Source organism: Pseudescherichia sp., assembly GCF_031987975.1.
Classification (GTDB): domain Bacteria; phylum Pseudomonadota; class Gammaproteobacteria; order Enterobacterales; family Enterobacteriaceae; genus Pseudescherichia.
This window is the reverse complement of sequence record NZ_DALZYX010000006.1, coordinates 159,417-182,671: the sequence shown is the minus strand read 5'-3', so window position 1 is coordinate 182,671 and position 23,255 is coordinate 159,417. Positions and strand designations below refer to the sequence as shown.

Here is a 23,255-nt window from a genome sequence, read left to right as displayed (position 1 = left end):
CGCTGATGTGACATAACCATAAGTACAAGGCCATGACTCAAGAGATCGAACTGAAATTTATCGTTGACCCATCCCGTGTGGATGCCCTGCGTAACCATCTGCACACCCTTACGGATGAGCACGTTGCGCCTGCGACGCTGCTTAACATCTACTATGAGACGCCGGAAGGTTGGCTGCGCAGCCACGATATGGGCCTGCGCATTCGTGGCGCGCAGGATCGCTATGAGATGACGATCAAAACCGCCGGACGTACCGTGGGCGGCCTGCATCAGCGTCCGGAGTACAACGTGGCCATTGACAAGCCGGAGCTGGATCTTGCCCGCTTCCCGGCGGAGGCGTGGCCGGAGGGCGGTCTGCCAGCGGATCTCGCCGAGCGCGTTAGCCCCCTGTTCAGCACCCACTTTGACCGCGAGAAGTGGTTGGTTAACGTCGGCGATAGCCGGATTGAGATTGCGCTTGATCTTGGGGAGGTGAAGGCCAATGAGCTGGCTGAACCGATATGCGAACTGGAGCTGGAGCTGCTGAACGGCGCGGCTGAAGACGTATTAAAGCTGGCGCGCCAGCTGGTGACCCAGACCGGCCTGCGCCAGGGCAGCCTGAGCAAGGCCGCTCGGGGCTACCATCTGGCGAAAGGCAATCCGCCGCGCCTGCTGCGGGCAACGGAGATCCTGACCGTTGCGCCGAAGGCGAGCGTAGAGCAGGGGCTGGAGGCGGCGCTGGAGCTGGCTCTCTCCCAGTGGCAGTATCACGAAGAGCTGTGGGTCCGCGGCGAGAAACACGCGCAGGCGGAGACGCTGGCCGCGATTGCGCTGGTGCGTCACACCCTGATGCTGTTCGGCGGCATTGTGCCGCGCAAAGCGAGCGCTCGCTTACGCGATCTGCTGACCCAGTCCGAGGCGACCATTACCTCAGCAGTTTCGGCCGCCACGGCGGTGTATAGCCCGGAGATCGCCACGGCAAAGCTGGCCCTGACCGAGTGGTTGGTGACCCGCGCCTGGCGAACCTTCCTTGATGATAAAGCGCAGGCCAAAATCAACGACTCGTTTAAGCGCTTTGCTGATATCAACCTGTCGCGCCATGCCGCCGAGCTGAAACGTAACTTTGCCCAGCCGCTGATAGACAAGTACCAGGACCAGCTTCCGCGCCTGGCACGCGACATCGACAGCATGCTGCTGTTGGCTGGCTACTACGACGGCGTCCGCGCCCGGGCATGGCTGGAGAACTGGCAGGGTTTACAGCACGCCATTAAAACCCGCCAGCGTATTGAAATTGAACACTTCCGTAACGAAGCCATTGTGCAAGAGCCGTTCTGGCTGCACAGCGGAAAACGCTAACTCAGGCAAAGGATCCCCCTTATGATGCCGCTCTCTTCGCCGCTTCAGCAGCACTGGCAGACCCTCGTTGAGCGTCTGCCGGATACACTCTCCGCCTCCACGCTTAGCGCAGAGGCGAAGTCAGTGCTTACTTTTAGTGATTTTGTGCATGACAGCATTGCCGCACATCCCGAGTGGCTGACGGCGCTGGAGAGCGAGCCGCCGCAGGCGGAGGAGTGGCAGTCTTATTCGGTATGGCTCCAGCAAGCGCTGGCTGATGTCAGTGATGAAGCCACACTGATGCGCGAGCTGCGTCTGTTTCGCCGCCGCATCATGGTGCGCATCGCCTGGGCGCAGGCCCTGCGGCTGATGCCGGAGGAGAGTACCCTCCAGCAGCTCAGCGTCCTGGCGGAGACGCTGATCGTCAGCGCCCGCGACTGGCTCTATGCCGCCTGCTGTCGGGAGTGGGGCACGCCGTGCAGCGCCGACGGCACGCCGCAGCCGCTGCTGATCCTTGGCATGGGCAAGCTAGGGGGGAACGAGCTGAACTTCTCCTCGGATATCGATCTCATCTTCTCCTGGCCGGAGAACGGCGTAACCCACGGTGGGCGTCGCGAGCTGGACAACGCCCAGTTCTTTACCCGCCTTGGTCAAAAGCTGATTAAGGTGCTGGACCAGCCCACTCAGGACGGATTTGTCTACCGGGTGGATATGCGCCTGCGTCCCTTTGGCGATAGCGGCCCGCTGGTGCTGAGTTTTGCCGCGCTGGAGGATTATTACCAGGAGCAGGGGCGCGACTGGGAGCGCTACGCGATGGTCAAGGCCCGCATCATGGGCGACAACGACGGCGTCTATGCCAGCGAGCTGCGGACCATGCTGCGGCCCTTTATTTTCCGCCGCTATATTGATTTCAGCGTCATCCAGTCGCTGCGCAATATGAAAAGCATGATCGCTCGCGAAGTACGGCGGCGTGGCCTGAAAGACAACATTAAGCTGGGGGCCGGTGGTATTCGCGAGGTGGAGTTTATCGTTCAGGTCTTCCAGCTGATCCGCGGCGGACGCGAGCCGTCGCTTCAGCAGCGCTCGCTGCTGCCGACGCTGACCGCCATTGAGCAGCTTCATCTTCTGCCGGCGGGGGATGCCGATACGCTGCGGGCGGCCTACCTCTGGCTGCGGCGGCTGGAGAACCTGCTGCAAAGCATCAACGACGAGCAGACCCAGACCCTGCCGGGGGATGAGCTTAACCGCGCCCGGCTGGCCTGGGCAATGGGCGTCGCGGACTGGCAGGCGCTCAGCGAAACCCTGGATCGGCACATGGCCGCCGTGCGCCGCGTCTTTAATGAGCTGATTGGCGATGACGATACCGACACCCAGGACGAGCAGCTGTCGGAGCAGTGGCGGGAGCTGTGGCAGGATACGCTGGAAGACGATGACGCTACGCCGGTGCTGGCCCATCTCTCCGATAGCGATCGCATCCGTGTGGTGGCGCTGATCGCCGATTTTCGCCGGGAGCTGACCCGCCGGACCATCGGCCCGCGCGGCCGCCAGGTGCTCGATCACCTGATGCCACACCTGCTCAGCGAGGTCTGCCCCCGTGCTGACGCCCCGGTACCGCTGGCGCGGCTGATGCCGCTTCTGACCGGGATTGTCACTCGCACCACCTATCTTGAGCTGCTGAGTGAGTTCCCCGGCGCGCTCAAGCATCTGATCTCTCTCTGCGCCGCCTCGCCAATGGTGGCCAGCCAGCTGGCGCGCTATCCGCTGCTGCTGGATGAGCTGCTGGATCCCAATACGCTCTATCAGCCGACGGCGATGGACGCCTACCGGGACGAACTGCGCCAGTATCTGCTTCGCGTGCCGGAGGAGGATGAAGAGCAGCAGCTGGAGGCCCTGCGCCAGTTTAAGCAGGCCCAGCTGCTGCGCGTGGCAGCGGCGGACATTGCCGGTACGCTGCCGGTAATGAAAGTGAGCGATCACTTAACCTGGCTGGCGGAGGCGATGATTGACGCGGTGGTCCAGCAGGCGTGGACTCAGATGGTGGCGCGCTTTGGTCAGCCAACGCACCTGCGCGACCGGGAGGGACATGGTTTTGCGGTTGTGGGCTATGGCAAGCTCGGCGGCTGGGAGCTGGGTTACAGCTCCGATCTCGATCTGGTCTTCCTGCACGACTGCCCGGCAGACGTAATGACCGACGGCGAGCGAGAGATCGATGGTCGTCAGTTCTACCTGCGCCTCGCCCAGCGCATCATGCATCTCTTCAGCACCCGCACCTCGTCGGGCATTCTCTACGAGGTGGACGCCCGCCTGCGGCCTTCTGGCGCAGCGGGGATGCTGGTTACCACCGCCGATGCCTTTGCTGATTACCAGCAGAACGAGGCGTGGACCTGGGAGCATCAGGCGCTGGTTCGCGCCCGGGTGGTATATGGCGATCCGCAGCTGAAATCCCGCTTCGACGAGATCCGCCGCGCCATTTTGATGACGCCCCGCGACGGCGAGAAGCTGCAAACCGAGGTGCGTGAGATGCGCGAGAAGATGCGCGCTCATCTCGGCAACAAGCACCGCGAGCGTTTCGATCTGAAGGCCGACGCGGGCGGGATTACCGACATTGAATTTATCGCTCAGTATCTGGTGCTGGGCCACGCTCACCAGAAGCCAAAGCTGACGCGTTGGTCCGATAACGTACGTATCCTTGAGCTGCTGGCGCAGAACGCCATTATGGATGAGCAAGAGGCGCAGGCGCTGACCCATGCCTACACCACGCTGCGCGATGCGCTGCACCATCTGGCGCTGCAGGAGCAGCCCGGGCACGTGCCGGAAACGGAGTTTGCCGAAGAGCGGGAGCAGGTCAGTGCCAGCTGGCAGAAGTGGCTGCTAAAACCGTGCGTGCAAAGTTAAGTATGATATTATCGCGCGCAAATTTTGTATCTCCAGGGGGACAGGAATGAAAGTAACGCTGCCAGAGTTTGAACGTGCAGGGGTGATGGTCGTCGGTGACGTGATGTTAGATCGCTACTGGTATGGCCCGACCAGCCGTATCTCACCGGAAGCGCCTGTACCGGTGGTTAAGGTCGATGCGGTTGAAGAGCGGCCTGGCGGCGCGGCGAACGTGGCGATGAACATTGCCTCTCTCGGCGCACACTCGCGCCTGGTTGGCCTGACCGGCATTGATGACGCCGCGCGCGCGCTGAGCAAAACGCTGGCCGACGTTAACGTCAAGTGCGACTTCGTTTCCGTTCCGACCCATCCTACCATTACCAAGCTGCGCGTACTGTCGCGCAACCAGCAGCTGATCCGCCTCGACTTTGAAGAGGGGTTTGAGGGCGTGGATCCCGAGCCGCTACACGAGCGCATTAACCAGGCGCTGGGCAACATCGGCGCGCTGATCCTCTCCGACTACGGCAAAGGTGCGCTGGCCAGCGTGCAGCAGATGATCGCCCTGGCACGCAAAGCCAACGTGCCTGTGCTTATCGATCCGAAAGGCAACGATTTCGAGCGCTATCGCGGCGCAACCCTGCTGACGCCAAACCTCTCTGAGTTTGAGGCGGTGGCCGGGAAGTGTAAAAACGAAGAGGAGATCGTCGCGCGCGGCATGAAGCTGATCGCCGATTTCGATCTCTCCGCGCTGCTGGTGACGCGCTCCGAGCAGGGGATGACCCTGCTGCAGCCGGGCAAAGCGCCGCTGCACATGCCGACCCAGGCACAGGAGGTCTATGACGTGACCGGCGCGGGCGACACGGTCATTGGCGTGCTGGCGGCCACGCTGGCGGCGGGAAACTCGCTGGAAGAGGCCTGCTACTTTGCTAACGCTGCGGCAGGCGTGGTGGTCGGTAAGCTCGGCACCTCTACCGTTTCGCCTATCGAGCTGGAGAACGCCGTACGTGGTCGGTCAGAAACCGGCTTCGGCGTGATGAACGAAGCGGAGCTGAAGCAGGCGGTGGCGGCGGCACGCAAGCGCGGCGAGAAAGTGGTGATGACCAACGGCGTGTTCGATATTCTGCACGCGGGCCACGTCTCCTACCTGGCTAACGCGCGTAAGCTCGGCGATCGTCTGATCGTGGCGGTGAACAGCGATGCTTCCACCAGCCGCCTGAAAGGGCCGACGCGTCCGGTTAACCCGCTTGAGCAGCGCATGATCGTGCTCGGTGCGCTGGAAGCCGTGGACTGGGTGGTGTCGTTCGAAGAAGATACGCCGCAGCGCCTGATCGCCGGGATCCTGCCGGATCTGCTGGTGAAGGGCGGCGACTACAAGCCGGAAGATATCGCGGGTAGCAAAGAGGTGTGGGCTAACGGCGGCGACGTGCAGGTGCTGAACTTCGAAGACGGCTGCTCAACCACCAATATCATCAAGAAGATCCAGAAAAACTGATCCTGTAGGCCCGGTAAGCGTTATCGCCACCGGGCAATACCGACTAAAGGATCAGTCAATATTCTCCACCGGCGGGATAGCCGGTGCGGGTTTCACTTCGCTCGGCAGCTCTTGCGCCTGGTTCGGTTCAGTGGGCGCGGCCGCAGGACGGTTCTCCAGATCGCTGATGCGCTGCTCCAGCGCGGTCAGTTTCTCACGGGTGCGCAGCAGAACCTGCGTCTGGACATCAAACTCTTCACGGCTCACCAGGTCGAGTCGCGCCAGCTGGGATTGCAGCGTCTGGCGGATCTTCTTCTCTACATCCTCACCGAAGTCACGAATGCCTTTCGGCATTGACTCATGAACCTGGCGGGCGATCTGTTCAATTTTTTTCGGGTCAATCATAGTCGTTTCCCTGAACTGGTAAGTATTAACATTAGTGTAGCGTGGTTTAGTGTAACGTGGATTATGCCGCGTGAAAGCAGAATTGTTACGGTGAATGGATTGCCGGAGATAATCAATAGCGTTATAGTTAATCCGCTTATTCTCAGGGCGGGGCGAAATTCCCCACCGGCGGTAAATCAGCTCAGGCTGAAAGCCCGCGAGCGCTCCATGCGATTTATCATGTCATGTATGGAGGTCAGCAGATCCGGTGTAATTCCGGGGCCGACGGTTAAAGTCCGGATGGGAGAGAGTAACGATCCAGTCGGGTTCGCGCCCGCTCACGTTATTTTTTTGCCGCTTGCGGTACTCCTAAGACTGCCCTGATTCTGGTAACCATAATTTTAATGAGGTTTTTATTACCATGAATCAGACGCTGCTTTCCTCTTTTGGCACGCCATTCGAACGTGTGGAACACGCTTTAGACGCACTGCGCAACGGGCGCGGAGTGATGGTGCTCGACGATGAAGACCGTGAAAATGAAGGCGATATGATCTTCGCCGCAGAAACCATGACCGTTGAGCAGATGGCGCTGACCATTCGCCACGGCAGCGGTATTGTCTGCCTCTGCCTGACTGAAGATCGCCGTAAACAGCTCGACCTGCCGATGATGGTAGAGAACAATACCAGCGCCTACGGCACCGGTTTCACCGTGACTATCGAAGCCGCTAGCGGCGTTTCGACCGGTGTCTCTGCCGCTGACCGCGTGACCACCATACGCGCCGCTATTGCTGACGACGCCAAACCGTCCGATTTGAACCGTCCCGGCCACGTCTTCCCGCTGCGCGCGCAGCCGGGTGGGGTGCTGACCCGTGGCGGCCACACCGAAGCGACCATTGACCTCGTGTCCCTGGCTGGCTTCAAGCCAGCGGGCGTACTCTGTGAGCTGACCAACGATGACGGCTCCATGGCGCGCGCGCCGGAGTGCATCGAATTTGCTAAAGCCCATGAGATGGCCGTTGTGACCATCGAAGATCTGGTGGCCTATCGCCGCGAGCAGGAACGCAAAGCCAGCTAAGCGCTGACGAAGCATAAAACAGAGCCGGGCATGCCCGGCTCTGTTATTTCTGACTAACCGGCAAAGCCGATGCTTTGCAGCAGCACCAGGCTTAGCCCCATCACCGACATGCCGCACAGCACGCCGTAGCTGGGATTGTTGTTGGGATCGATCTCTTTCGCCAGCGGCATCAGCTCATCCACCGACAGCGCCACCATAATCCCGGCGACCGCCGCCATGATGGCCGCCATGACGACCGGCGATACCAGGCTACCGAGGATCAGCCACGCCAGCACGCCGCCAAGGATTTCCGCCAGCCCTGAGATGCCTGCCCACATCACCGCCTTACGCTTTGAGCCTGTGGCAGCATAAACCGGCGCGGCGACCGCCAGCCCCTCGGGAATATTGTGCAGGGCCACCGCCAGAGCGATGCCCAGCCCCAGCTCGAGGTTGCTGCTGGCCGTCACGTAGGTGGCCACACCTTCAGGGAAGTTGTGGAGGCTGATGCCGAGGGTCAGCAGGATCGCCGTACGCTTAATATTACGCGGCAGCGTTTTGACGCTGGCGCGCATAAGATCCTGAGCATGAGCGTGCGGCAGCAGGCGATCGAGGCCGTAGTAGCCCAGCAGGCCAACGATAAACATGCCGTAGCCAAGCACTGGCGACATCCCCTCGGTACCCAGCGCGGCGGGGAGCATCTCCATCAGCGAGATCAGCAGCATGATCCCGGCGGCAAACCCCAGCGAAAAAGCCAGTACGCGGTTGGAAGGCTTCTGGCCAAGCACGCCGAGGATAGCGCCGATAAAGGTGGCCGCACCGGCTAATAAGGTCAGAATCAACGGGACCGACATTAAGAACTCCTTTTGATAATGATTCTCATTAATATTATTGATTATTGTCCCGCAAAGCGAGAGGGTAATACGCTATTTACGCATTTCTTACATTCAAATTATCTGATGATCTTCATCACGCTTATCTGAGTTCATCCCCCCCGCAAAAAGCGTACTCTGGTTTTATCAAAATGACACTTTTTCTGAGGATATCATCATGTCTGCGTCTCGTATGCCAGCGCTGTTTTTGGGCCACGGCAGCCCGATGAATGTGCTGGAAGATAATCTCTATACCCGCGCCTGGGGCGAACTGGGACAGATGCTGCCGCGCCCGAAAGCGATCGTGGTGATCTCCGCCCACTGGTTTACCCGCGGCACCGGCGTAACGGCGATGGAGACACCAAAAACTATTCATGACTTTGGCGGCTTCCCGCAGGCGCTGTATGACACGCACTATCCGGCTCCCGGCTCTCCGGAACTGGCGCAGCGGCTGGTGGATCTGCTGGCTCCGATCCCGGTTGCGCTGGACAAAGAGGCGTGGGGCTTTGATCACGGCTCCTGGGGCGTGTTAATCAAGATGTATCCGGATGCCGACGTGCCGATGGTGCAGCTAAGCATAGATAGCGCTCAGCCCGCCGCCTGGCACCTGGAGATGGGCCGCAAGCTGGCGACACTACGCGATGAGGGCATTATGCTGGTGGCGAGCGGCAACGTGGTGCATAACCTGCGTACCGCGCGCTGGCGCGGGGAGAGCACGCCCTATGCATGGGCGGAGTCGTTCAATGACTACGTGAAGGCTAACCTGACCTGGCAAGGGCCAGCGGAGCAGCATCCGCTGGTTAACTATCTGCAACACGAGGGAGGCTCGCTGTCGAACCCGACGCCGGAACACTTCCTGCCGCTGCTCTACGTGCTCGGCGCGTGGGATGGCGCGGAGCCGGTGACTATCCCGGTAGAAGGGATGGAGATGGGCAGCATCAGCATGCTGTCGGTGCAGGTGGGATAACCGTATAGACAGGCCGGGCAAGCGTAAGCGCCGCCCGGCATAACGGCTTATTCTACAAAGACGTGCGGATAGAAGCGGGAGAGATCCTGGGTGATCAACGCCCGATCCTCACGAATACCAATCCCGGCGGGTTGATCGTTGATCAGCCAGCTGCCGATCAGCACATAGCTGTCGCCAAATTTTGGCAGTTGGTGGAACTGCTGGACAATCATGCCCTCTTCACCGTAGGGACCCTCTACCTTCTCGATAGTCTGGCCGTTTTCCACGATGGAGACGTTGGCTCCCTCACGGGAGAAGATCGGTTTAATAACGTACTTCTTCAGCGGCAGATGATCGTCTTCGGCAAAGTAAGCAGGCAGCAGGTTCGGATGATCCGGGAACATCTCCCACAGCATTGGCAGTAGCGCTTTGTTGGAGATAATGCTCTTCCAGGCCGGCTCCAGCCAGCGCACGCCAGCATCTTCCAGCTTGGTGGAGAATATCTCCCGCAGCATATGCTCCCACGGGTAGAGCTTAAACAGGTTGCTGATCACCTGATCCTGGAGATCGGTAAACTGACCCTTTTCGCCCAGCCCAATATCTTCGATATAGAGAAACTCAGTCGCGACGCCCGCTTCGGCGGCACAGTCCTGCAGATACTGGACCGTACCACGATCCTCAACGGTGTCACGGCAGCAGGCCAGATGCAGAAGGTTGAAGCCGTGCTGCTCGCGCAGCTCGCCGAAGCGCTCGATCAGCTTCTCCTGCAGGCTGTTAAACTGATCGCTCTCCGGCGGCAGCTTGCCCGCGTTCTGCTGATCTTCCAGCCAGATCCACTGGAAGAACGCGGCTTCGTACAGTGAGGTAGGGGTATCGGCGTTGTTCTCCAGCAGCTTGGGTTCACCGACGCCGTCCCATGCCAGATCGAGGCGCGAGTAGAGCGACGGCTGCTGCGTTTGCCACGCCTGACGCACGAAGCTCCAGGTGTGTTTCGGAATGCGAAATTTGGCCATCAGCTCATCGCTGGCAACGACCTTCTCCACCACCTTGAGGCACATCTGATGCAGCTCGGCGGTGACCTCTTCGAGCTTTTCAATCTGTGCAAGGCTGAACTTGTAGTAGGCCTCTTCACACCAGTACGGCTCGCCGTACATGGTGTGAAAGTTGAAGCCGTACTCGGTCGCTTTTTCGCGCCAGTCCGGGCGCTCGGCAATGGTGACTCTTTCCATGAAGCTTAGCCACCCATTGAGCGCGAGGAAGAGGTGCCAACAGCGCTACGCTGCATGGTGGACTGTTTGGCAACCGACTCGCCAAAGCCGCCGCGCGTCACCGTGGTGGTGGTAGCCGGTTTCGGGGCCAGCGCGGTTTTAGGAACGGTAGCGGTGCGGCCTGGCTGGGCTGCGCCGTAGCCTTTACCGGAGGCATCGGTGTACTGGCCGTAGGCCGGGCTGGCCGGGTTACGCGAGCTAAACAGCGGCTGCTGGGCGAAGCCTGCACCGCCGCCCATCAGACGTCCCATCATGTAGCCCGCCATCAGCGGCATCCAGAAGCTGCCGCTGCTCTGCTGGGCCTGAGCCTGGTTTTCTGGCGCGACGCCCGCCTGGGCAGGTGCCTGCTGGCACTGGCCCTCACCAAATTCGGCTACGCAGTCTTCACGCGTGGCGTATTTTGGCGCGGTGCGTTCGGCCTCTTTCAGGGCGTTGTTGTACGCGGTGGTACATTCTGCGCTTTTGCCCGGATTGGCAGTCGCGCAGTCGTCTGCATTCTGGTACATGGATACCGTCTCATCGCTCTGCTCGCAGCCCGCCAGCATAAACGCGGCGGTAAGGGCGAAGGCGACGGGAGTGAGATGGCGAGCGCCCCAGCTTTTGCGGAACGTCGCATGATTAATCGTTTTTGTCCGTTTCATATGTCTCTTTTAATACCCAGAGTTAAAGCGAGGTAGCTACTGCTCAGGATAGAGGATGAGTGGTCGAAATTGAAGCGGAACAGGCCGGAATGCAGGCCTGAAGCAGGGATCTTTACGTTGTCTTACGTTGAAACGGGGGCAGACGCCCCCATCTCGTTTTCTCAGCTAATTTACGCTACGGTTAGCGTGGCAGGGCAGCGTTAAGCAGGCCGTTGCCGTTGCCATTATTACCGTTGCTGTCCGGCGCGCTGTTCTGCACGCGGGCATCCTGTTCAGGCGTTGACGGAGCGACGGCTTCCGGCGTAGTAGAGATCGGTTTACCCAGCGCGCCGTTCAGGGCCAGCAGATCCTGCTCGTTCAGCGTACCGAGCGCAGATTTGATGTTCAGCTGGTTAATCAGATAGTTGTAACGCGCACTGGAGAGCTGCTGCTTGGCGTTGTAGAGCGTGGTGGTGGCATCCAGCACGTCAACGATGGTACGGGTACCTACCGAGTAGCCTGCTTCGGTTGCATCCAGCGAGCTTTGCGCCGAGACCACGGACTGCTTGTAAGCATTAATGCTGCTGATAGAGGCGTTCACATTGTTATAAGATGAACGTACGGTCTGCACCACGCTGCGGTGTGCGGTCTCCAGCTGCTCGCTTGCGCCAACGAAGCTGTACTGCGCCTGTTTCACCTGGGAGTTCACCAGACCACCCTGATAGAGCGGCAGGGAGAAGCTCAGGCCAACCTTGTTCTGGCCGATATTGCTGTCGTCGTAGGCCGCGCCCTGGGCACCGCTGGTGCGGGAGCCGCTGTAGGAGGTGTCAGAGACGCCGGATGAGGCGGTTAAATCCAGGGTTGGCAGATGGCCATCCTGCGCCAGGCGAATCTGCTCGCGGGCCAGATCCTGGGCAAGGCGAGCCTGCAGCAGAGAGAGGTTACGGCTTTCGGCCTCTTTCAGCAGGGCATTAACCGGCTGCGGCTTGTCGGTCTGGAAACGGTCAACGTTCAGCGATGCCAGCTCCGGGTAATAGTTGCCGGTAACCTGGCGCAGCTGCTCAACGGCGTTGTCCAGATTGTTACGGGCGGTCACTTCGTCCGCCAGCACGGTGTCATACTGAGAGCGGGCGTTCTGCACGTCAGTAATGGCAACCAGACCCACGTTGAAGCGCTGGGTGGTTTGATCCAGCTGGCGATAGATAGCCTGTTTTTGTGCCTCGGTATAAGAGAGCGCATCGATGGCGCTTAATACGTTAAAATAGGCGGTAGCGGTGTTAAGGATCAGCGTCTGCTGATCGGTCTGGTACGTGACGTCCTGAATGCCTGCCGATTTCTCTTGCAGGGTCAGGGCACGCCATTTCGACATATCAAACAGGGTCTGAGTCAGCTGCAGCGTAGCGCTGGTCGTATTGGTATTGAGACCATTCTGGTCGCGGAACCCGTTGCTGTAGCTGTAGTCTGCGCCCAAACCGAGCTGGGGCAGTAAGGGGCTGCGCGCTTCGTTGATTTTCTCAAATGCGGCATCGCGATCCGCGGCAGATCTGCGCAGTTCAGGGTTACTTAAACGCGCTTGCTGATAAACCTGAAGCAGGTTCTCTGCCTGACTCATCGTACTGAAAGCGGCCAGGCTCAGGCCGATAAGCATGGGGAGCAATTTCTTCATTTGCATTCCTTGTTACGAAGCTTTGTTAGCGCTAATGAAATTAAAAAAATAAGGCCGATTCTAGCAGAAAGTGCCGCTGCAAAAGGTTGGCGTTAAGTGCCATCCGGCGTTAATTTGCACCAATCTACCATATAGCATGGGAAACGGCAGTCTTACAGACTGGAAATCCATAATTTCGTCATTATTTGCCAGCAGGATGAAACCATGAAAAAACCCGAGCCATCAGCAGTGACTTTCACTAAAAATGATGTAGAAATTATTGCACGCGAAACACTCTATAACGGTTTTTTTTCGCTGGAGCGCTGGCGCTTCCGCCATCGGCTTTTTAATGGTGAGATGAGTGGAGAAGTAACCCGGGAAATTTTTGAGCGCGGCCATGCCGCCGTCTTGCTACCCTATGACCCGGTGCGTGACGAGGTGGTGCTGATTGAGCAGATCCGTATTCCAGCTTACGACACCAGTGAAACCCCCTGGCTGCTGGAGCTGGTTGCTGGCATGATCGAAGAGGGCGAGAGCGTTGAAGACGTTGCTCGTCGCGAAGCCGTAGAAGAGGCCGGCCTACAGGTTGGCCAGGTAAAAGCGTTTATGAGCTATCTGGCCAGCCCCGGCGGCACCAGCGAGCGCTTATCGTTAATGGTTGGCGAAGTGGATGCCACGCAGGCCAAAGGTATACATGGCCTGGTGGACGAAAACGAAGATATTCGTGTTCATGTGGTGAGCCGGGAGCAGGCTTACCAGTGGGTTGAAGAGGGGAAAATAGACAACGCCGCGTCGGTCATCGCCCTGCAATGGCTGCAGCTGCACTACGAAAAGTTGAGAACTGAGTGGAAAAAATGAAGCGTTACACACCTGACTTTCCTGAAATGATGCGCCTGTGCGAGACCAACTTCGCCCAGCTACGCCGCCTGCTGCCACGCAATGACGCACCCGGCGAAACAGTGAGCTATCAGGTGGCCAATGCGCAATACCGATTAACGATTACAGAATCAACCCGCTACACTACGCTGGTGGAAATTGTGCAGACTGCACCGGCGATCAGCTACTGGAGCATGCCGTCGTTAACGGTACGCCTCTATCACGATGCTATGGTCGCTGAAGTGTGTTCAAGCCAGCAGATCTTTCGCTTCAAAGCGCGGTATGATTACCCGAATAAAAAGTTGCACCAACGCGACGAAAAGCATCAAATTAATCAGTTTCTGGCCGACTGGCTTAGGTACTGTTTAGCACATGGAGCAATGGCGATTCCGGTTTGTTAGCATCGTGAAACCTACCTAAGGACACCATTTGGAAAGCCTGTTAAACCTGAATCTGGCGGGTGAGTCCAGTATCAGGATCTTACAAATAACCGATACTCACCTGTTTGCCGAAAAGCATGAAACGCTGTTAGGGGTCAATACCTGGGAGAGTTATCAGGCGGTACTGGAAGCCATCCGGGCCGAACGGCGTCACTGCGATTTGATCGTCGCCACCGGCGATCTGGCACAGGATCACACCGCTGCGGCCTATCAGCACTTCGCTGAGGGTATCGCCAGCTTTGATGTGCCCTGCGTCTGGCTGCCCGGCAACCACGACTTTCAGCCCGCAATGTACAGCGCGCTGCAGGAGGCCGGTATTTCGGGTGCCAAGCGGGTCTTCGCCGGTGACAGCTGGCAGATACTGCTGCTCGACAGCCAGGTCTTTGGCGTACCGCACGGTGAACTGAGTGAGTTTCAGCTGGAGTGGCTGGAGAAAAAGCTGGCGGAGTCGCCGGAGCGCTACACGCTGCTGCTGCTGCATCACCACCCGCTGCCGGCGGGGTGCAGCTGGCTGGATCAGCACAGCCTGCGTAACTCGCAGGAGCTGGACAACGTGCTGGTGCGCTACCCACGGGTTAAGCACCTGCTGTGCGGCCACATTCATCAGGAGCAGGATCTCGACTGGAACGGCCGCCGCCTGCTGGCGACGCCTTCGACCTGCGTTCAGTTTAAGCCGCACTGCGCTAACTTTACCCTGGATACCATCGCCCCAGGCTGGCGCTGGCTGGAGCTTAACGCCGACGGCACGCTGCATACCGAAGTCAGCCGCCTGCAGAGCAGCCGCTTCAGCCCTGATACGGCATCAGAAGGCTACTGATGGCGACGCTTCTCTATCTACACGGGTTTAACAGCTCGCCGCGTTCGGCAAAGGCCGTGGCGCTACAGCAGTGGCTGGCGGAGCACCATCCACACATTGAGATGGTCGTGCCGCAGCTGCCGCCCTATCCAGCGGATGCCGCCGAACTGCTGGAGTCGCTGGTGCTGGGACACGGCGGTGAGCCGCTTGGGCTGGTTGGCTCCTCGCTTGGCGGCTACTATGCCACCTGGCTTTCTCAGTGCTTTATGCTGCCCGCGGTGGTGGTCAATCCGGCGGTGCGTCCGTTTGAGCTACTGGCCGATTATCTTGGCCGCAACGAGAACCCCTACACCGGACAGCAATATGTGCTAGAGTCACGCCATATTTACGATCTCAAAACCATGCAGATCGATCCGCTGGAGGCGGCAGATTTAATCTGGCTGCTTCAGCAAACGGGTGATGAAGTGCTGGACTACCGCCAGGCCGTTGCCTACTACGCCTCGTGCCGCCAGACGGTTGAAGAGGGCGGAAACCATGCCTTTGTGGGCTTTGACGATCACTTTTCACAGATTATCGATTTCCTCGGGCTGCACTGAGCCTCGCAGGGGACGATGCTGTCACTATCTACGAATACACCATGACGCAATCCTATAACGCTGATGCCATTGAGGTATTAACCGGGCTTGAGCCGGTCCGCCGCCGCCCGGGGATGTATACCGACACTACTCGTCCTAACCATCTTGGTCAGGAAGTTATTGATAACAGCGTGGACGAAGCGCTGGCCGGACACGCCAAACGCGTGGAGGTGATCCTCCATGCCGATCAGTCGCTGGAAGTCATCGACGACGGGCGCGGTATGCCGGTGGATATCCATCCGGAAGAGGGCGTTCCAGCGGTTGAGTTGATCCTCTGCCGCCTGCACGCGGGCGGTAAGTTCTCGAACAAAAACTACCAGTTCTCCGGCGGCCTGCACGGGGTGGGGATCTCGGTGGTTAACGCCCTGTCAAAGCGCGTTGAAGTCAACGTCAAGCGCGACGGCAAGGTCTACAACATCGCCTTCGCCAACGGCGACAAGGTAAAAGATCTCTCCGTGGTCGGCAGCACGCCGAAGCGCACTACCGGAACCAGCGTTCACTTCTGGCCTGACGAAAGCTTTTTCGACAGCCCGCGCTTCTCGGTATCGCGCCTGACCCACGTGCTGAAGGCCAAAGCGGTGCTCTGCCCCGGCGTGGAGATTATCTTCAAGGATAAGGTCAACGACAGCGAGCAGCGCTGGTGTTACGCCGATGGCCTTAACGACTATCTTGCCGAAGCGGTTAACGGCCTGCCGACCCTGCCGGAGAAGCCCTTTATCGGTGCGTTTGCCGGTGACACCGAGGCGGTGGACTGGGCGCTGCTATGGCTGCCGGAGGGCGGCGAGCTGCTCACTGAGAGCTATGTTAACCTGATCCCGACCATGCAGGGCGGGACGCACGTTAACGGCCTGCGTCAGGGACTGCTGGATGCGATGCGCGAGTTTTGCGAATACCGCAACATCCTGCCGCGCGGCGTCAAGCTGTCGGCGGAGGATATCTGGGACCGCTGCGCCTACGTGCTGTCGGTGAAGATGCAGGATCCGCAGTTTGCCGGGCAGACCAAAGAGCGCCTGTCGTCGCGCCAGTGCGCGGCGTTCGTTTCCGGCGTGGTGAAGGACGCCTTCAGCCTGTGGCTGAACCAGAACGTACAGGCGGCAGAGATGCTGGCCGAGATGGCGATCTCCAGCGCCCAGCGTCGTCTGCGGGCGGCAAAGAAGGTGGTGCGTAAAAAGCTCACCAGCGGCCCGGCGCTACCCGGCAAGCTGGCAGACTGTACCGCGCAGGATCTCAACCGCACCGAGCTGTTCCTGGTCGAAGGTGACTCGGCGGGCGGCTCGGCCAAACAGGCCCGCGACCGTGAGTTTCAGGCGATTATGCCACTGAAGGGTAAGATCCTTAATACCTGGGAGGTCTCCTCTGACGAAGTGCTGGCCTCGCAGGAGGTGCACGACATTTCGGTGGCTATCGGCATCGATCCGGACAGTGAAGATCTGACTCAGCTGCGCTACGGCAAGATCTGCATCCTCGCCGATGCAGACTCCGACGGCCTGCACATCGCCACGCTGCTCTGCGCGCTGTTTGTGAAGCACTTCCGTACCCTGGTGAAGCATGGTCACGTCTACGTGGCGCTGCCGCCGCTCTACCGTATCGATCTGGGCAAAGAGGTCTACTACGCCCTGACCGAAGAGGAGAAGGCGGGCGTGCTGGAGCAGCTGAAGCGTAAGAAGGGCAAGCCTAACGTTCAGCGCTTTAAAGGATTGGGGGAGATGAACCCGATGCAGCTGCGCGAGACCACGCTCGATCCGAACACCCGCCGCCTGGTGCAGCTCACCATTAGCGACGATGACGATCAGCGCACCAACGCTATCATGGATATGCTGCTGGCCAAAAAGCGTTCGGAAGATCGCCGCAACTGGCTACAGGAAAAAGGCGATATGGCCGATATCGAAGCCTGATAAACCAGCCCCGCGATGCGGGGCTTTTTTTTACCCCCTGCGCTACCCCTTTAGGTGACTCAACTTCCCCTTTTAACAGGTATATGATCTGCAACATAAGTTTCGCCCGACAACCACTTAACAAGAGGATGAAACATGCAGCGCATTGTCATACCCACCCACTACGTTCACGTTCGATCGACACCCCTGTGGACCAAAGAGACCGCGCCTGCCTCCATCTGGCAACGGCATCTGGATGCGGGCACGCGCCAGGGGGTTAACCCGCGCCTCTGCGTGATGCAGGGAACGATCCGCTACTACGGGTACGCTGATGAGACCAGCCCGGAGCCGGTGGAGACCCTGACCATTGAAGCAGGGCAGTTTGGCGTCTTTCCGGCAGAGAAGTGGCACTGCATCGAAGCTCTGTCTGACGATACGGTATTTAACGTCGATTTTTGGGTCGATCCTAAAGTGCTCATTGAAGGTTGAGGTAAATATCATGACCATAGATAACAGAGGCTACTCCTTAGCAATTACACACGGCGGCAGCGGCGCGACGGCAGAGAAAGTTTATCTGAAACCCATGTCGCTCTACGTGCCGGCTATCGCCCACGCGGCGGTGGCGGAGCTTATCAACACGCTGGCGGATAAAAGTGAAAGCGAGAAAGGTTTTACGTTGACGGTAACCAACAACAACAACGGCGTATCGGCCGATAAAGACTTTTCCCGCCTTGCTGAATTAGAAGACGCCACCACGGCGGCGGACACGGTGAAGGATCTGATTAATATCGTGCGCGGCTATGAATCGGACGAAGAGACCAACGTCTGCGGCTGGTAAATACCTTACGCCGCCGAGTGATTCTTCCGGTACTGGAGCGGCGTCTCGCCAATGCCCTTTTTAAACGAGCTAATAAACCAGGTCACGTCGGAAAAGCCCACCCGCGCGGCGATGTCACGGACGCTCTCGTCGCTGTGCAGCAGGCACTCGCAGGCCTTGCGCAGCCGCAGGGTGTTCAGGTAGTCATGGATCTTCTCGCCCGTTTCGGCATGAAATTTCCGCGAGACGTAGCTGCGCGATTTCCCCAGCTCGTTCGCCAGTGCGTCGAGGCTTCCAGCCAGAACATCGCCTGGCTGGCAATGCTGCGGCTGTCGCCGGGCGCGCCGTCGCGATCGGCAGGCAGCATGGCAAAGAGGCTGATGAGCAGGCTGGCGATGCTTTCGCTGTTCATCGGCTGCGAGTAGCAGCTAAACAGATAGTCGATATGGCTATGGCAGGCGGCAACGTCCGCCACCCACGCCGGGCCGCCTCGTCGGGAGAGTTTGTATAATCGCTGCTGGGCCTGCGGAAAATCGCGCAGCGCCTTCAGCACCGCATGGTGATCGAGATGGATAATGGTGCGCCGATAGATCGCCTCGGCCTGCTCATCCACCATCACCTTGTGCAGAGTAAAGGGCGGAAAGAAAAAGAGCCGCCCCGGACGCATGGTGTAGTGACGGTTATCGACGATCGCCACCCCGAAGCCCTCCTCAACGTAGAGGATCTCCAGACACTGATGCCAGTGGTGATAGCGTACGGTATTGGCAAACAGACGGCTGAACGACACGACGGCATCGTTTAAGGTAATCAGCTCCAGATAGTCAGACTTTGGCTCATCGCGCATAGTGCAATAAAACTCAACTTTTACCCCTCTGCACGCCTTTATAAACCACCTTTTTAAATTTTCTCAACTGCGAGTTTACCCATCTTTCCCGGCTGTGACGTGGCTAACATTTCTACGCGCCAGCGATTCACTATCCTTGAGCCACTTTGTTAAGAGGCTGATGCGGAAATGGAAACATCAAATGTATTGTCATCCCGGCAGGACGTTGTTGATCTGGTCACGGAGATGCTGGGCGCGCTGGATAAGCAGTTTCCCGAGGGGCAGTCACGCTTCGCGCTAGGCAACACCTGCGCCCACTACAGCGTTGAGATTGCCAACATGGAGGGGCTGTCGCGAGCGCTGTGGGGCCTGTTTCCGCTGCTGGCCGCCGGGGAGGAGACGCCGCTCAGCGCGAAATACATCACCGCCATCAAGCAGGGGACCGATCCGCACAGCCCAGGCTACTGGGGCGAAACCGGGCCTTACGATCAGCGGCTGGTGGAGATGGCGGCCTATGGCCTGGGCCTGGCATTGATGCAGGATCGTCTGCTGGCCTGGTTCACGCCGCGCGAGCAGGAGAACCTCCACGCCTGGCTGAACCAAATTACTGATGCCGAAATGCCCGACAGCAACTGGAACTACTTTGCCATCATGGTGCAGCTCGGCTTTAAACGCGCCGGGCTGCCCTGGGATCGGCAGGCGGTAGAGCGGCGCTTTGCGATGATGGAGGCTTACTACCTTGGAGACGGCTGGTACTCAGACGGTCCGGGGCGACCTAAGGATTACTACATCTCGATGGCATTTCACTTCTACGGGCTGATCTACGCCACGCTGAACGCTGAAGACGATCCCCAACGCGCCGCCACCCTGCGGGAGAGGGCGCAGCTGTTCGCCCAGGACTTTATCTACATGTCGGCGGCGGGGGGAGAGTCGGTGCCCTTTGGCCGCAGCCTGACCTACCGCTTTGCGATGGTGGCTTTCTGGAGCGCGGTAGCCTTTAGCGGGCTAGAGGTGTTCACGCCGGGCATAGTGAAGGGGATTGTTCTCCGCCACCTGCGCTGGTGGCTGACGCAGCCTATCTTTGACCGGGACGGCATTCTCACTCTCGGCTTTGCCTATCCGAACCTCGCCATGTGCGAAGACTACAACTCTCCCGGCTCGCCCTACTGGGCGCTGAAGGTGTTTCTGATCCTCGCTCTGCCTGAAACGCATCCGTTCTGGCAGGTAGAGGAGGAGAACTTGCCAGCGCTGGCGGCACGGCGGGCGCTCCCGCATGCCGGGCAGATCCTGATGCACAGCGACGCCTCGCGGCACGTCTGCATGCTCGCCTCCGGCCAGCTTGAGCTGAACAACTACGTCAATACCGAGGCGAAATACACCAAGTTTGCCTACTCCAGCCGCTTCGGCTTCACCATTGAGCGCGGGCGTTACGGCATCAAGCATGCCGCCTGCGACAGTATGCTGCTGCTCGCTGAGGGGGATGGGTACTATCGGGGCCGCCGCGGCTGTGAGGAGACCGTCGTCAGCGAAGCGTACATCTTCTCGCGCTGGTCGCCCTGGCACGACGTACAGGTGGCCACCTGGCTGATCCCCTGCGGCGAAGGCCATCTGCGGCTGCACTGTATCGACACCGTGCGTCATCTGAACAGCGTGGAGGGCGGTTTCGCGGTGATGAAAGCCGCGCATCAGACGCTGGCCTCCGGCTGCGTGGTTCACGCCACCAACGGTAGCAGCGCGATCTACGACCTCTCGTTTGGCCTTGAGCGCCACGGCGACTGCGTCATTACACCGCCCAACAGCAGCGTGATGTTTGCCGAGTGTGCGGCGATCCCGGTATTAACCGCCACCCTGACGCCGGGGCGTCACTGGCTCTGCTGTACCGCTATCGCGGGCGATCCAGAGCAGAGCGATATCGCTTCCGTGGCGGCAGTACGTTTAGAAGACGGGACGCTGACGGTGCGTCATCCCGCGATGAAAACCGATTTAGTCATCACGTTATAAATAAAAACCTCTCTTACCCTTACATACCTTCGTCGAGGATAGTATGGAAAAAATAATTAAAAACAGCCGGACTGAATATTACAAAATCAGCTCCTTTATCTTTCTCTACTTCTTTACCTGGTCAGCCAGTATTGGTCTGCTGGCCATCTGGCTCGGGCAAAAGGCTAACCTAAGCGGAACGGTGATCGGTACGGTATTTGCCGTTAACGGTATCTTCTCGGTGATCCTGAAGCCGATCTACGGCTACATTCTGGATAAGATCGGCATGAGCAAATACCTGCTCTATTTCGTTGTCGCCGTCTCGGCCCTGATGGCCCCGTTCTTTATCTACGTCTACCAGCCGCTGCTGCTCTCCAATACGCTGCTGGGGATCGTGGTCGGCGCCATCTATTTAAGCTTTGCCTGGTACGCGGGCGTTGCGGCCTGCGAATCCTATACCGATCGCTACAGCCGCCTGAACGGCATGGAGTTCGGCCAGATCCGCATGTGGGGATCGCTGGGCTGGGCGGTAGCTTCCTCCTTCTCCGGCCTGCTGTTTAACCTCTCTCCGGCCTACAACTTCATCATGGGCAGCGTCGCCTCCATCGTGATGCTGATCGTGCTGGTTAGCCTGAAGGTCGATACGCGATCCGAGCGTGCAGGAGAGGTACTGGCGAAGGAGAAGATCGTTCCCGCCGACGTCTATGCCCTGCTGAAAAACCGCAAGTTCTGGGCCTTCTGCCTCTACGTGGCGGGCGTGGCGTGGATGATGTTTATCGCCGAGCAGCAGTTCTCCCGCTACTTCGTCACCTTCTTTGAGGATGTGCACCAGGGCAACGCCGTATTTGGCTATCTGGGCACCGTGCAGTCGGGGATGGAGTTTGTCATGTACATGATCATCCCGATGTTTGTGAACTACGTCGGGGCCAAACGCGGGCTGCTGATTGTCGGGCTGGTGGTCGGTGCGCGGCTGATTATCTCCGGGCTGTGTGATTCCCACCTCTTGATCTCCGTGCTCAAACCGCTCTACGGTCTGGAGATCTGCCTCCTGCTGGTGTCGGTCTTTAAATATATCGCTGAGCATTTCGATAAACGCGTGAACGCCACCATGTACCTGCTGGGCTACCAGGCGATGCTCTACGTCGGCAACGTAGTGGTCTCATCCCCGGCGGGGATCCTCTACGACAAAATTGGCTTTGAGCAGACCTATATCATCATGGGCGCGATAGCCCTCACCTTTACCCTTATCTCTGCCTTTACCCTGTCGGCCTGCCAGAGCAAGCGGCGCGGCGCGCCTGCGGTCAATGTCGCCGGGTAGATTATTCATTCATTAAGAAGAAGGACCGGAATATGTTAAATCGTATCGTTGAGGAGCGTCTGGGAGAGGTTCCCGCGCTGGTGGATGAGCGCGCCTTTCAGGATGAGCTGGTTACCGCTCGTCGTCAGGCCCTCGAACTGATAAGCCGTCATTTAACGGAGTTCGGTGAAAAGTTTCCAGCCGAAACCTGCGTCAAAGGCTACTACCCGTTAACCGATAACGTGGAGTGGACCACCAGCTTCTGGACCGGCCAGCTGTGGCTGGCGTGGGAGATGAGCGGTGAGGCATCGTATCGTGCGCTGGCGGAGAAGCACGTGCGCTCCTTCGGGCTGCGCATTGCCGGACGTCAGGATACCAACACCCACGATCTCGGTTTCCTCTATACGCTCTCCTGCGTGGCGGCCTGGCGCTTGACCGGCAACCGCGACGCGCGCGGCTTTGCGATCCAGGCCGCCGAGGCGCTGCTGGAACGGTTTCATGAAAAGGCGCAGATCATTCAGGCGTGGGGCGATCTTACCGATCCGCAGCAGGCGGGGAGAATGATCATCGACTGCAACATGAACCTGCCGCTGCTCTACTGGGCCAGCGAGCAGACCGGCGATCCGCGCTTTGCCGAGGCGGCGAAGGCCCACGTTCAGCAGGCGGCGGCGTATCTGATCCGCGACGATGCATCGACCTTCCACACCTACTACATGGATGTACAAACCGGTGCGCCGCGCTACGGCAATACCCAGCAGGGCTATGCCGACGACTCGTGCTGGTCGCGGGGGCAGGCGTGGGGGATCTATGGCTTCCTGCTAAGCTACCTCTACACCGGCGATAAAACGATGGTAGCGCTGTCTAAAAGGCTGGCGAACTACTTCCTCAACCGCCTACCGGAGGATGGCGTCTGCCACTGGGATCTGGCCCTGGTGGGCAGCGATGCGCTGCGGGACTCCTCATCCGCCGCCATTGCCGTCTGTGGCCTGCTGGAGCTGGTGAAGCAGCTGCCGGTAAGCGATCCCGATCGCGCTCGCTATCAGCAGTGGGCGATGCACATTATGTCGTCGCTGAATAAGCACTATCTGATGGGGGTTAACGAACCCGGTAACGGGCTGCTGAAGCACTCGGTGTACCATCTCGCCAGCAATAAAGGGGTGGATGAGTGTGCCAGCTGGGGGGATTACTTCTACGTCGAGGCGCTGATGCGGTTTAGCCAGAGCTGGAAGCTCTACTGGTAATAATTATAGGCCCGGTAAGCACAACGCCACCG

20 protein-coding genes, 1 pseudogene and 1 riboswitch are annotated in these 23,255 nt (G+C 59.0%); of the genes and pseudogenes, 15 read left to right on the top strand and 6 right to left on the bottom strand.

Going from position 1 to position 23,255, the window contains the following annotated elements:
* Window positions 1–32: 32 nt before the first annotated feature.
* Genes RTN40_RS12480 through hldE form a run of 3 tightly spaced genes read left to right on the top strand, consistent with a single transcriptional unit; the run spans window position 33 to window position 5,679 of the window.
* The gene (locus RTN40_RS12480; protein WP_312228743.1) at window positions 33–1,334 is read left to right on the top strand and encodes an inorganic triphosphatase; all 1,302 of its coding nucleotides are present in this window, start codon (window positions 33–35) and stop codon (window positions 1,332–1,334) included.
* A 21-nt stretch (window positions 1,335–1,355) separates the two neighbouring features.
* The gene (gene glnE, locus RTN40_RS12475; protein WP_312228742.1) at window positions 1,356–4,208 is read left to right on the top strand and encodes a bifunctional [glutamate--ammonia ligase]-adenylyl-L-tyrosine phosphorylase/[glutamate--ammonia-ligase] adenylyltransferase; all 2,853 of its coding nucleotides are present in this window, start codon (window positions 1,356–1,358) and stop codon (window positions 4,206–4,208) included.
* Between the two features lie 46 nt (window positions 4,209–4,254).
* Window positions 4,255–5,679, top strand: coding sequence for a bifunctional D-glycero-beta-D-manno-heptose-7-phosphate kinase/D-glycero-beta-D-manno-heptose 1-phosphate adenylyltransferase HldE (gene hldE, locus RTN40_RS12470; RefSeq protein ID WP_312228741.1), 1,425 nt, complete (start codon window positions 4,255–4,257; stop codon window positions 5,677–5,679).
* A 51-nt stretch (window positions 5,680–5,730) separates the two neighbouring features.
* On the opposite strand, the gene ubiK is transcribed toward hldE, so the two are convergent.
* The gene (ubiK, locus tag RTN40_RS12465; RefSeq protein ID WP_312228740.1) at window positions 5,731–6,063 is read right to left on the bottom strand and encodes a ubiquinone biosynthesis accessory factor UbiK; all 333 of its coding nucleotides are present in this window, start codon (window positions 6,061–6,063) and stop codon (window positions 5,731–5,733) included.
* Window positions 6,064–6,197: 134 nt separating this feature from the next.
* Window positions 6,198–6,358: riboswitch (FMN riboswitch) on the top strand.
* A gap of 105 nt (window positions 6,359–6,463) precedes the next feature.
* Between ubiK and ribB the strand changes: the two genes are divergently transcribed.
* On the top strand, window positions 6,464–7,117 hold the full coding sequence (gene ribB, locus RTN40_RS12460) for a 3,4-dihydroxy-2-butanone-4-phosphate synthase (protein WP_312228739.1): 654 nt from the start codon (window positions 6,464–6,466) through the stop codon (window positions 7,115–7,117).
* A 53-nt stretch (window positions 7,118–7,170) separates the two neighbouring features.
* Here ribB and zupT read toward each other — a convergent pair whose 3' ends face one another.
* A complete protein-coding gene (zupT, locus tag RTN40_RS12455) occupies window positions 7,171–7,947 on the bottom strand; it encodes a zinc transporter ZupT (RefSeq protein WP_312212074.1) in 777 nt (258 codons plus the stop codon).
* A gap of 196 nt (window positions 7,948–8,143) precedes the next feature.
* On the opposite strand from zupT, the gene ygiD reads away from it, so the two are divergent.
* Complete coding sequence (gene ygiD, locus RTN40_RS12450; protein WP_312228738.1) at window positions 8,144–8,932, top strand: 4,5-DOPA dioxygenase extradiol; 789 nt, start codon at window positions 8,144–8,146, stop codon at window positions 8,930–8,932.
* A gap of 47 nt (window positions 8,933–8,979) precedes the next feature.
* Here ygiD and RTN40_RS12445 read toward each other — a convergent pair whose 3' ends face one another.
* The 3 genes from RTN40_RS12445 to tolC all read right to left on the bottom strand — a co-directional run bounded on the left by RTN40_RS12445 (window position 8,980) and on the right by tolC (window position 12,465).
* Complete coding sequence (locus RTN40_RS12445; RefSeq protein WP_312228737.1) at window positions 8,980–10,140, bottom strand: glutathionylspermidine synthase family protein; 1,161 nt, start codon at window positions 10,138–10,140, stop codon at window positions 8,980–8,982.
* Between the two features lie 5 nt (window positions 10,141–10,145).
* On the bottom strand, window positions 10,146–10,820 hold the full coding sequence (locus tag RTN40_RS12440) for a DUF1190 family protein (protein ID WP_312228736.1): 675 nt from the start codon (window positions 10,818–10,820) through the stop codon (window positions 10,146–10,148).
* A gap of 181 nt (window positions 10,821–11,001) precedes the next feature.
* Complete coding sequence (gene tolC, locus RTN40_RS12435) at window positions 11,002–12,465, bottom strand: outer membrane channel protein TolC (protein ID WP_409418528.1); 1,464 nt, start codon at window positions 12,463–12,465, stop codon at window positions 11,002–11,004.
* A gap of 204 nt (window positions 12,466–12,669) precedes the next feature.
* On the opposite strand from tolC, the gene nudF reads away from it, so the two are divergent.
* The 7 genes from nudF (at window position 12,670) to RTN40_RS12400 (ending at window position 17,903) form a co-directional block, all read left to right on the top strand.
* Entirely contained in the window at window positions 12,670–13,302 is a 633-nt protein-coding gene (gene nudF, locus RTN40_RS12430) for an ADP-ribose diphosphatase (RefSeq protein WP_312212079.1), read from the top strand.
* On the top strand, window positions 13,299–13,721 hold the full coding sequence (locus RTN40_RS12425; RefSeq protein ID WP_312212219.1) for a DUF1249 family protein: 423 nt from the start codon (window positions 13,299–13,301) through the stop codon (window positions 13,719–13,721). Before nudF ends, RTN40_RS12425 begins: the two co-directional genes overlap by 4 nt.
* A gap of 28 nt (window positions 13,722–13,749) precedes the next feature.
* Entirely contained in the window at window positions 13,750–14,577 is an 828-nt protein-coding gene (gene cpdA, locus RTN40_RS12420; protein WP_312212080.1) for a 3',5'-cyclic-AMP phosphodiesterase, read from the top strand.
* The gene (gene yqiA / locus RTN40_RS12415) at window positions 14,577–15,152 is read left to right on the top strand and encodes an esterase YqiA (protein WP_103820782.1); all 576 of its coding nucleotides are present in this window, start codon (window positions 14,577–14,579) and stop codon (window positions 15,150–15,152) included. Before cpdA ends, yqiA begins: the two co-directional genes overlap by 1 nt.
* 41 nt (window positions 15,153–15,193) lie before the next feature.
* Window positions 15,194–17,086, top strand: coding sequence for a DNA topoisomerase IV subunit B (parE, locus tag RTN40_RS12410; protein ID WP_312212082.1), 1,893 nt, complete (start codon window positions 15,194–15,196; stop codon window positions 17,084–17,086).
* Window positions 17,087–17,221: 135 nt separating this feature from the next.
* The gene (locus tag RTN40_RS12405; protein WP_312228735.1) at window positions 17,222–17,554 is read left to right on the top strand and encodes a DUF1971 domain-containing protein; all 333 of its coding nucleotides are present in this window, start codon (window positions 17,222–17,224) and stop codon (window positions 17,552–17,554) included.
* Window positions 17,555–17,564: 10 nt separating this feature from the next.
* Complete coding sequence (locus RTN40_RS12400; protein ID WP_312228734.1) at window positions 17,565–17,903, top strand: DUF1869 domain-containing protein; 339 nt, start codon at window positions 17,565–17,567, stop codon at window positions 17,901–17,903.
* A 5-nt stretch (window positions 17,904–17,908) separates the two neighbouring features.
* On the opposite strand, the pseudogene RTN40_RS12395 reads toward RTN40_RS12400, so the two are convergent.
* A pseudogene (locus RTN40_RS12395) lies at window positions 17,909–18,726 on the bottom strand (AraC family transcriptional regulator).
* A gap of 168 nt (window positions 18,727–18,894) precedes the next feature.
* On the opposite strand from RTN40_RS12395, the gene RTN40_RS12390 reads away from it, so the two are divergent.
* Genes RTN40_RS12390 through RTN40_RS12380 form a run of 3 tightly spaced genes read left to right on the top strand, consistent with a single transcriptional unit; the run spans window position 18,895 to window position 23,223 of the window.
* A complete protein-coding gene (locus RTN40_RS12390; protein WP_312228733.1) occupies window positions 18,895–20,706 on the top strand; it encodes a DUF2264 domain-containing protein in 1,812 nt (603 codons plus the stop codon).
* A gap of 43 nt (window positions 20,707–20,749) precedes the next feature.
* The gene (locus tag RTN40_RS12385; protein WP_312228732.1) at window positions 20,750–22,003 is read left to right on the top strand and encodes an oligosaccharide MFS transporter; all 1,254 of its coding nucleotides are present in this window, start codon (window positions 20,750–20,752) and stop codon (window positions 22,001–22,003) included.
* Between the two features lie 32 nt (window positions 22,004–22,035).
* On the top strand, window positions 22,036–23,223 hold the full coding sequence (locus RTN40_RS12380) for a glycoside hydrolase family 88 protein (RefSeq protein ID WP_312228731.1): 1,188 nt from the start codon (window positions 22,036–22,038) through the stop codon (window positions 23,221–23,223).
* Window positions 23,224–23,255 lie beyond the last annotated feature (32 nt).

Excerpts from the sequence above, each read along its gene's own strand:
- nudF (WP_312212079.1), top strand. The coding sequence starts at position 12,670 with ATGAAAAAACCCGAGCCATCAGCAGTGACTTTCACTAAAAATGATGTA.
- parE (WP_312212082.1), top strand. The coding sequence starts at position 15,194 with ATGACGCAATCCTATAACGCTGATGCCATTGAGGTATTAACCGGGCTT.
- glnE (WP_312228742.1), top strand. The coding sequence starts at position 1,356 with ATGATGCCGCTCTCTTCGCCGCTTCAGCAGCACTGGCAGACCCTCGTT.
- RTN40_RS12425 (WP_312212219.1), top strand. The coding sequence starts at position 13,299 with ATGAAGCGTTACACACCTGACTTTCCTGAAATGATGCGCCTGTGCGAG.
- tolC (WP_409418528.1), bottom strand. The coding sequence starts at position 12,465 with ATGAAGAAATTGCTCCCCATGCTTATCGGCCTGAGCCTGGCCGCTTTC.
- ygiD (WP_312228738.1), top strand. The coding sequence starts at position 8,144 with ATGTCTGCGTCTCGTATGCCAGCGCTGTTTTTGGGCCACGGCAGCCCG.
- yqiA (WP_103820782.1), top strand. The coding sequence starts at position 14,577 with ATGGCGACGCTTCTCTATCTACACGGGTTTAACAGCTCGCCGCGTTCG.
- ubiK (WP_312228740.1), bottom strand. The coding sequence starts at position 6,063 with ATGATTGACCCGAAAAAAATTGAACAGATCGCCCGCCAGGTTCATGAG.
- RTN40_RS12445 (WP_312228737.1), bottom strand. The coding sequence starts at position 10,140 with ATGGAAAGAGTCACCATTGCCGAGCGCCCGGACTGGCGCGAAAAAGCG.
- ribB (WP_312228739.1), top strand. The coding sequence starts at position 6,464 with ATGAATCAGACGCTGCTTTCCTCTTTTGGCACGCCATTCGAACGTGTG.
- RTN40_RS12385 (WP_312228732.1), top strand. The coding sequence starts at position 20,750 with ATGGAAAAAATAATTAAAAACAGCCGGACTGAATATTACAAAATCAGC.
- RTN40_RS12380 (WP_312228731.1), top strand. The coding sequence starts at position 22,036 with ATGTTAAATCGTATCGTTGAGGAGCGTCTGGGAGAGGTTCCCGCGCTG.
- RTN40_RS12405 (WP_312228735.1), top strand. The coding sequence starts at position 17,222 with ATGCAGCGCATTGTCATACCCACCCACTACGTTCACGTTCGATCGACA.
- RTN40_RS12390 (WP_312228733.1), top strand. The coding sequence starts at position 18,895 with ATGGAAACATCAAATGTATTGTCATCCCGGCAGGACGTTGTTGATCTG.
- hldE (WP_312228741.1), top strand. The coding sequence starts at position 4,255 with ATGAAAGTAACGCTGCCAGAGTTTGAACGTGCAGGGGTGATGGTCGTC.
- RTN40_RS12400 (WP_312228734.1), top strand. The coding sequence starts at position 17,565 with ATGACCATAGATAACAGAGGCTACTCCTTAGCAATTACACACGGCGGC.
- RTN40_RS12480 (WP_312228743.1), top strand. The coding sequence starts at position 33 with ATGACTCAAGAGATCGAACTGAAATTTATCGTTGACCCATCCCGTGTG.
- RTN40_RS12440 (WP_312228736.1), bottom strand. The coding sequence starts at position 10,820 with ATGAAACGGACAAAAACGATTAATCATGCGACGTTCCGCAAAAGCTGG.
- zupT (WP_312212074.1), bottom strand. The coding sequence starts at position 7,947 with ATGTCGGTCCCGTTGATTCTGACCTTATTAGCCGGTGCGGCCACCTTT.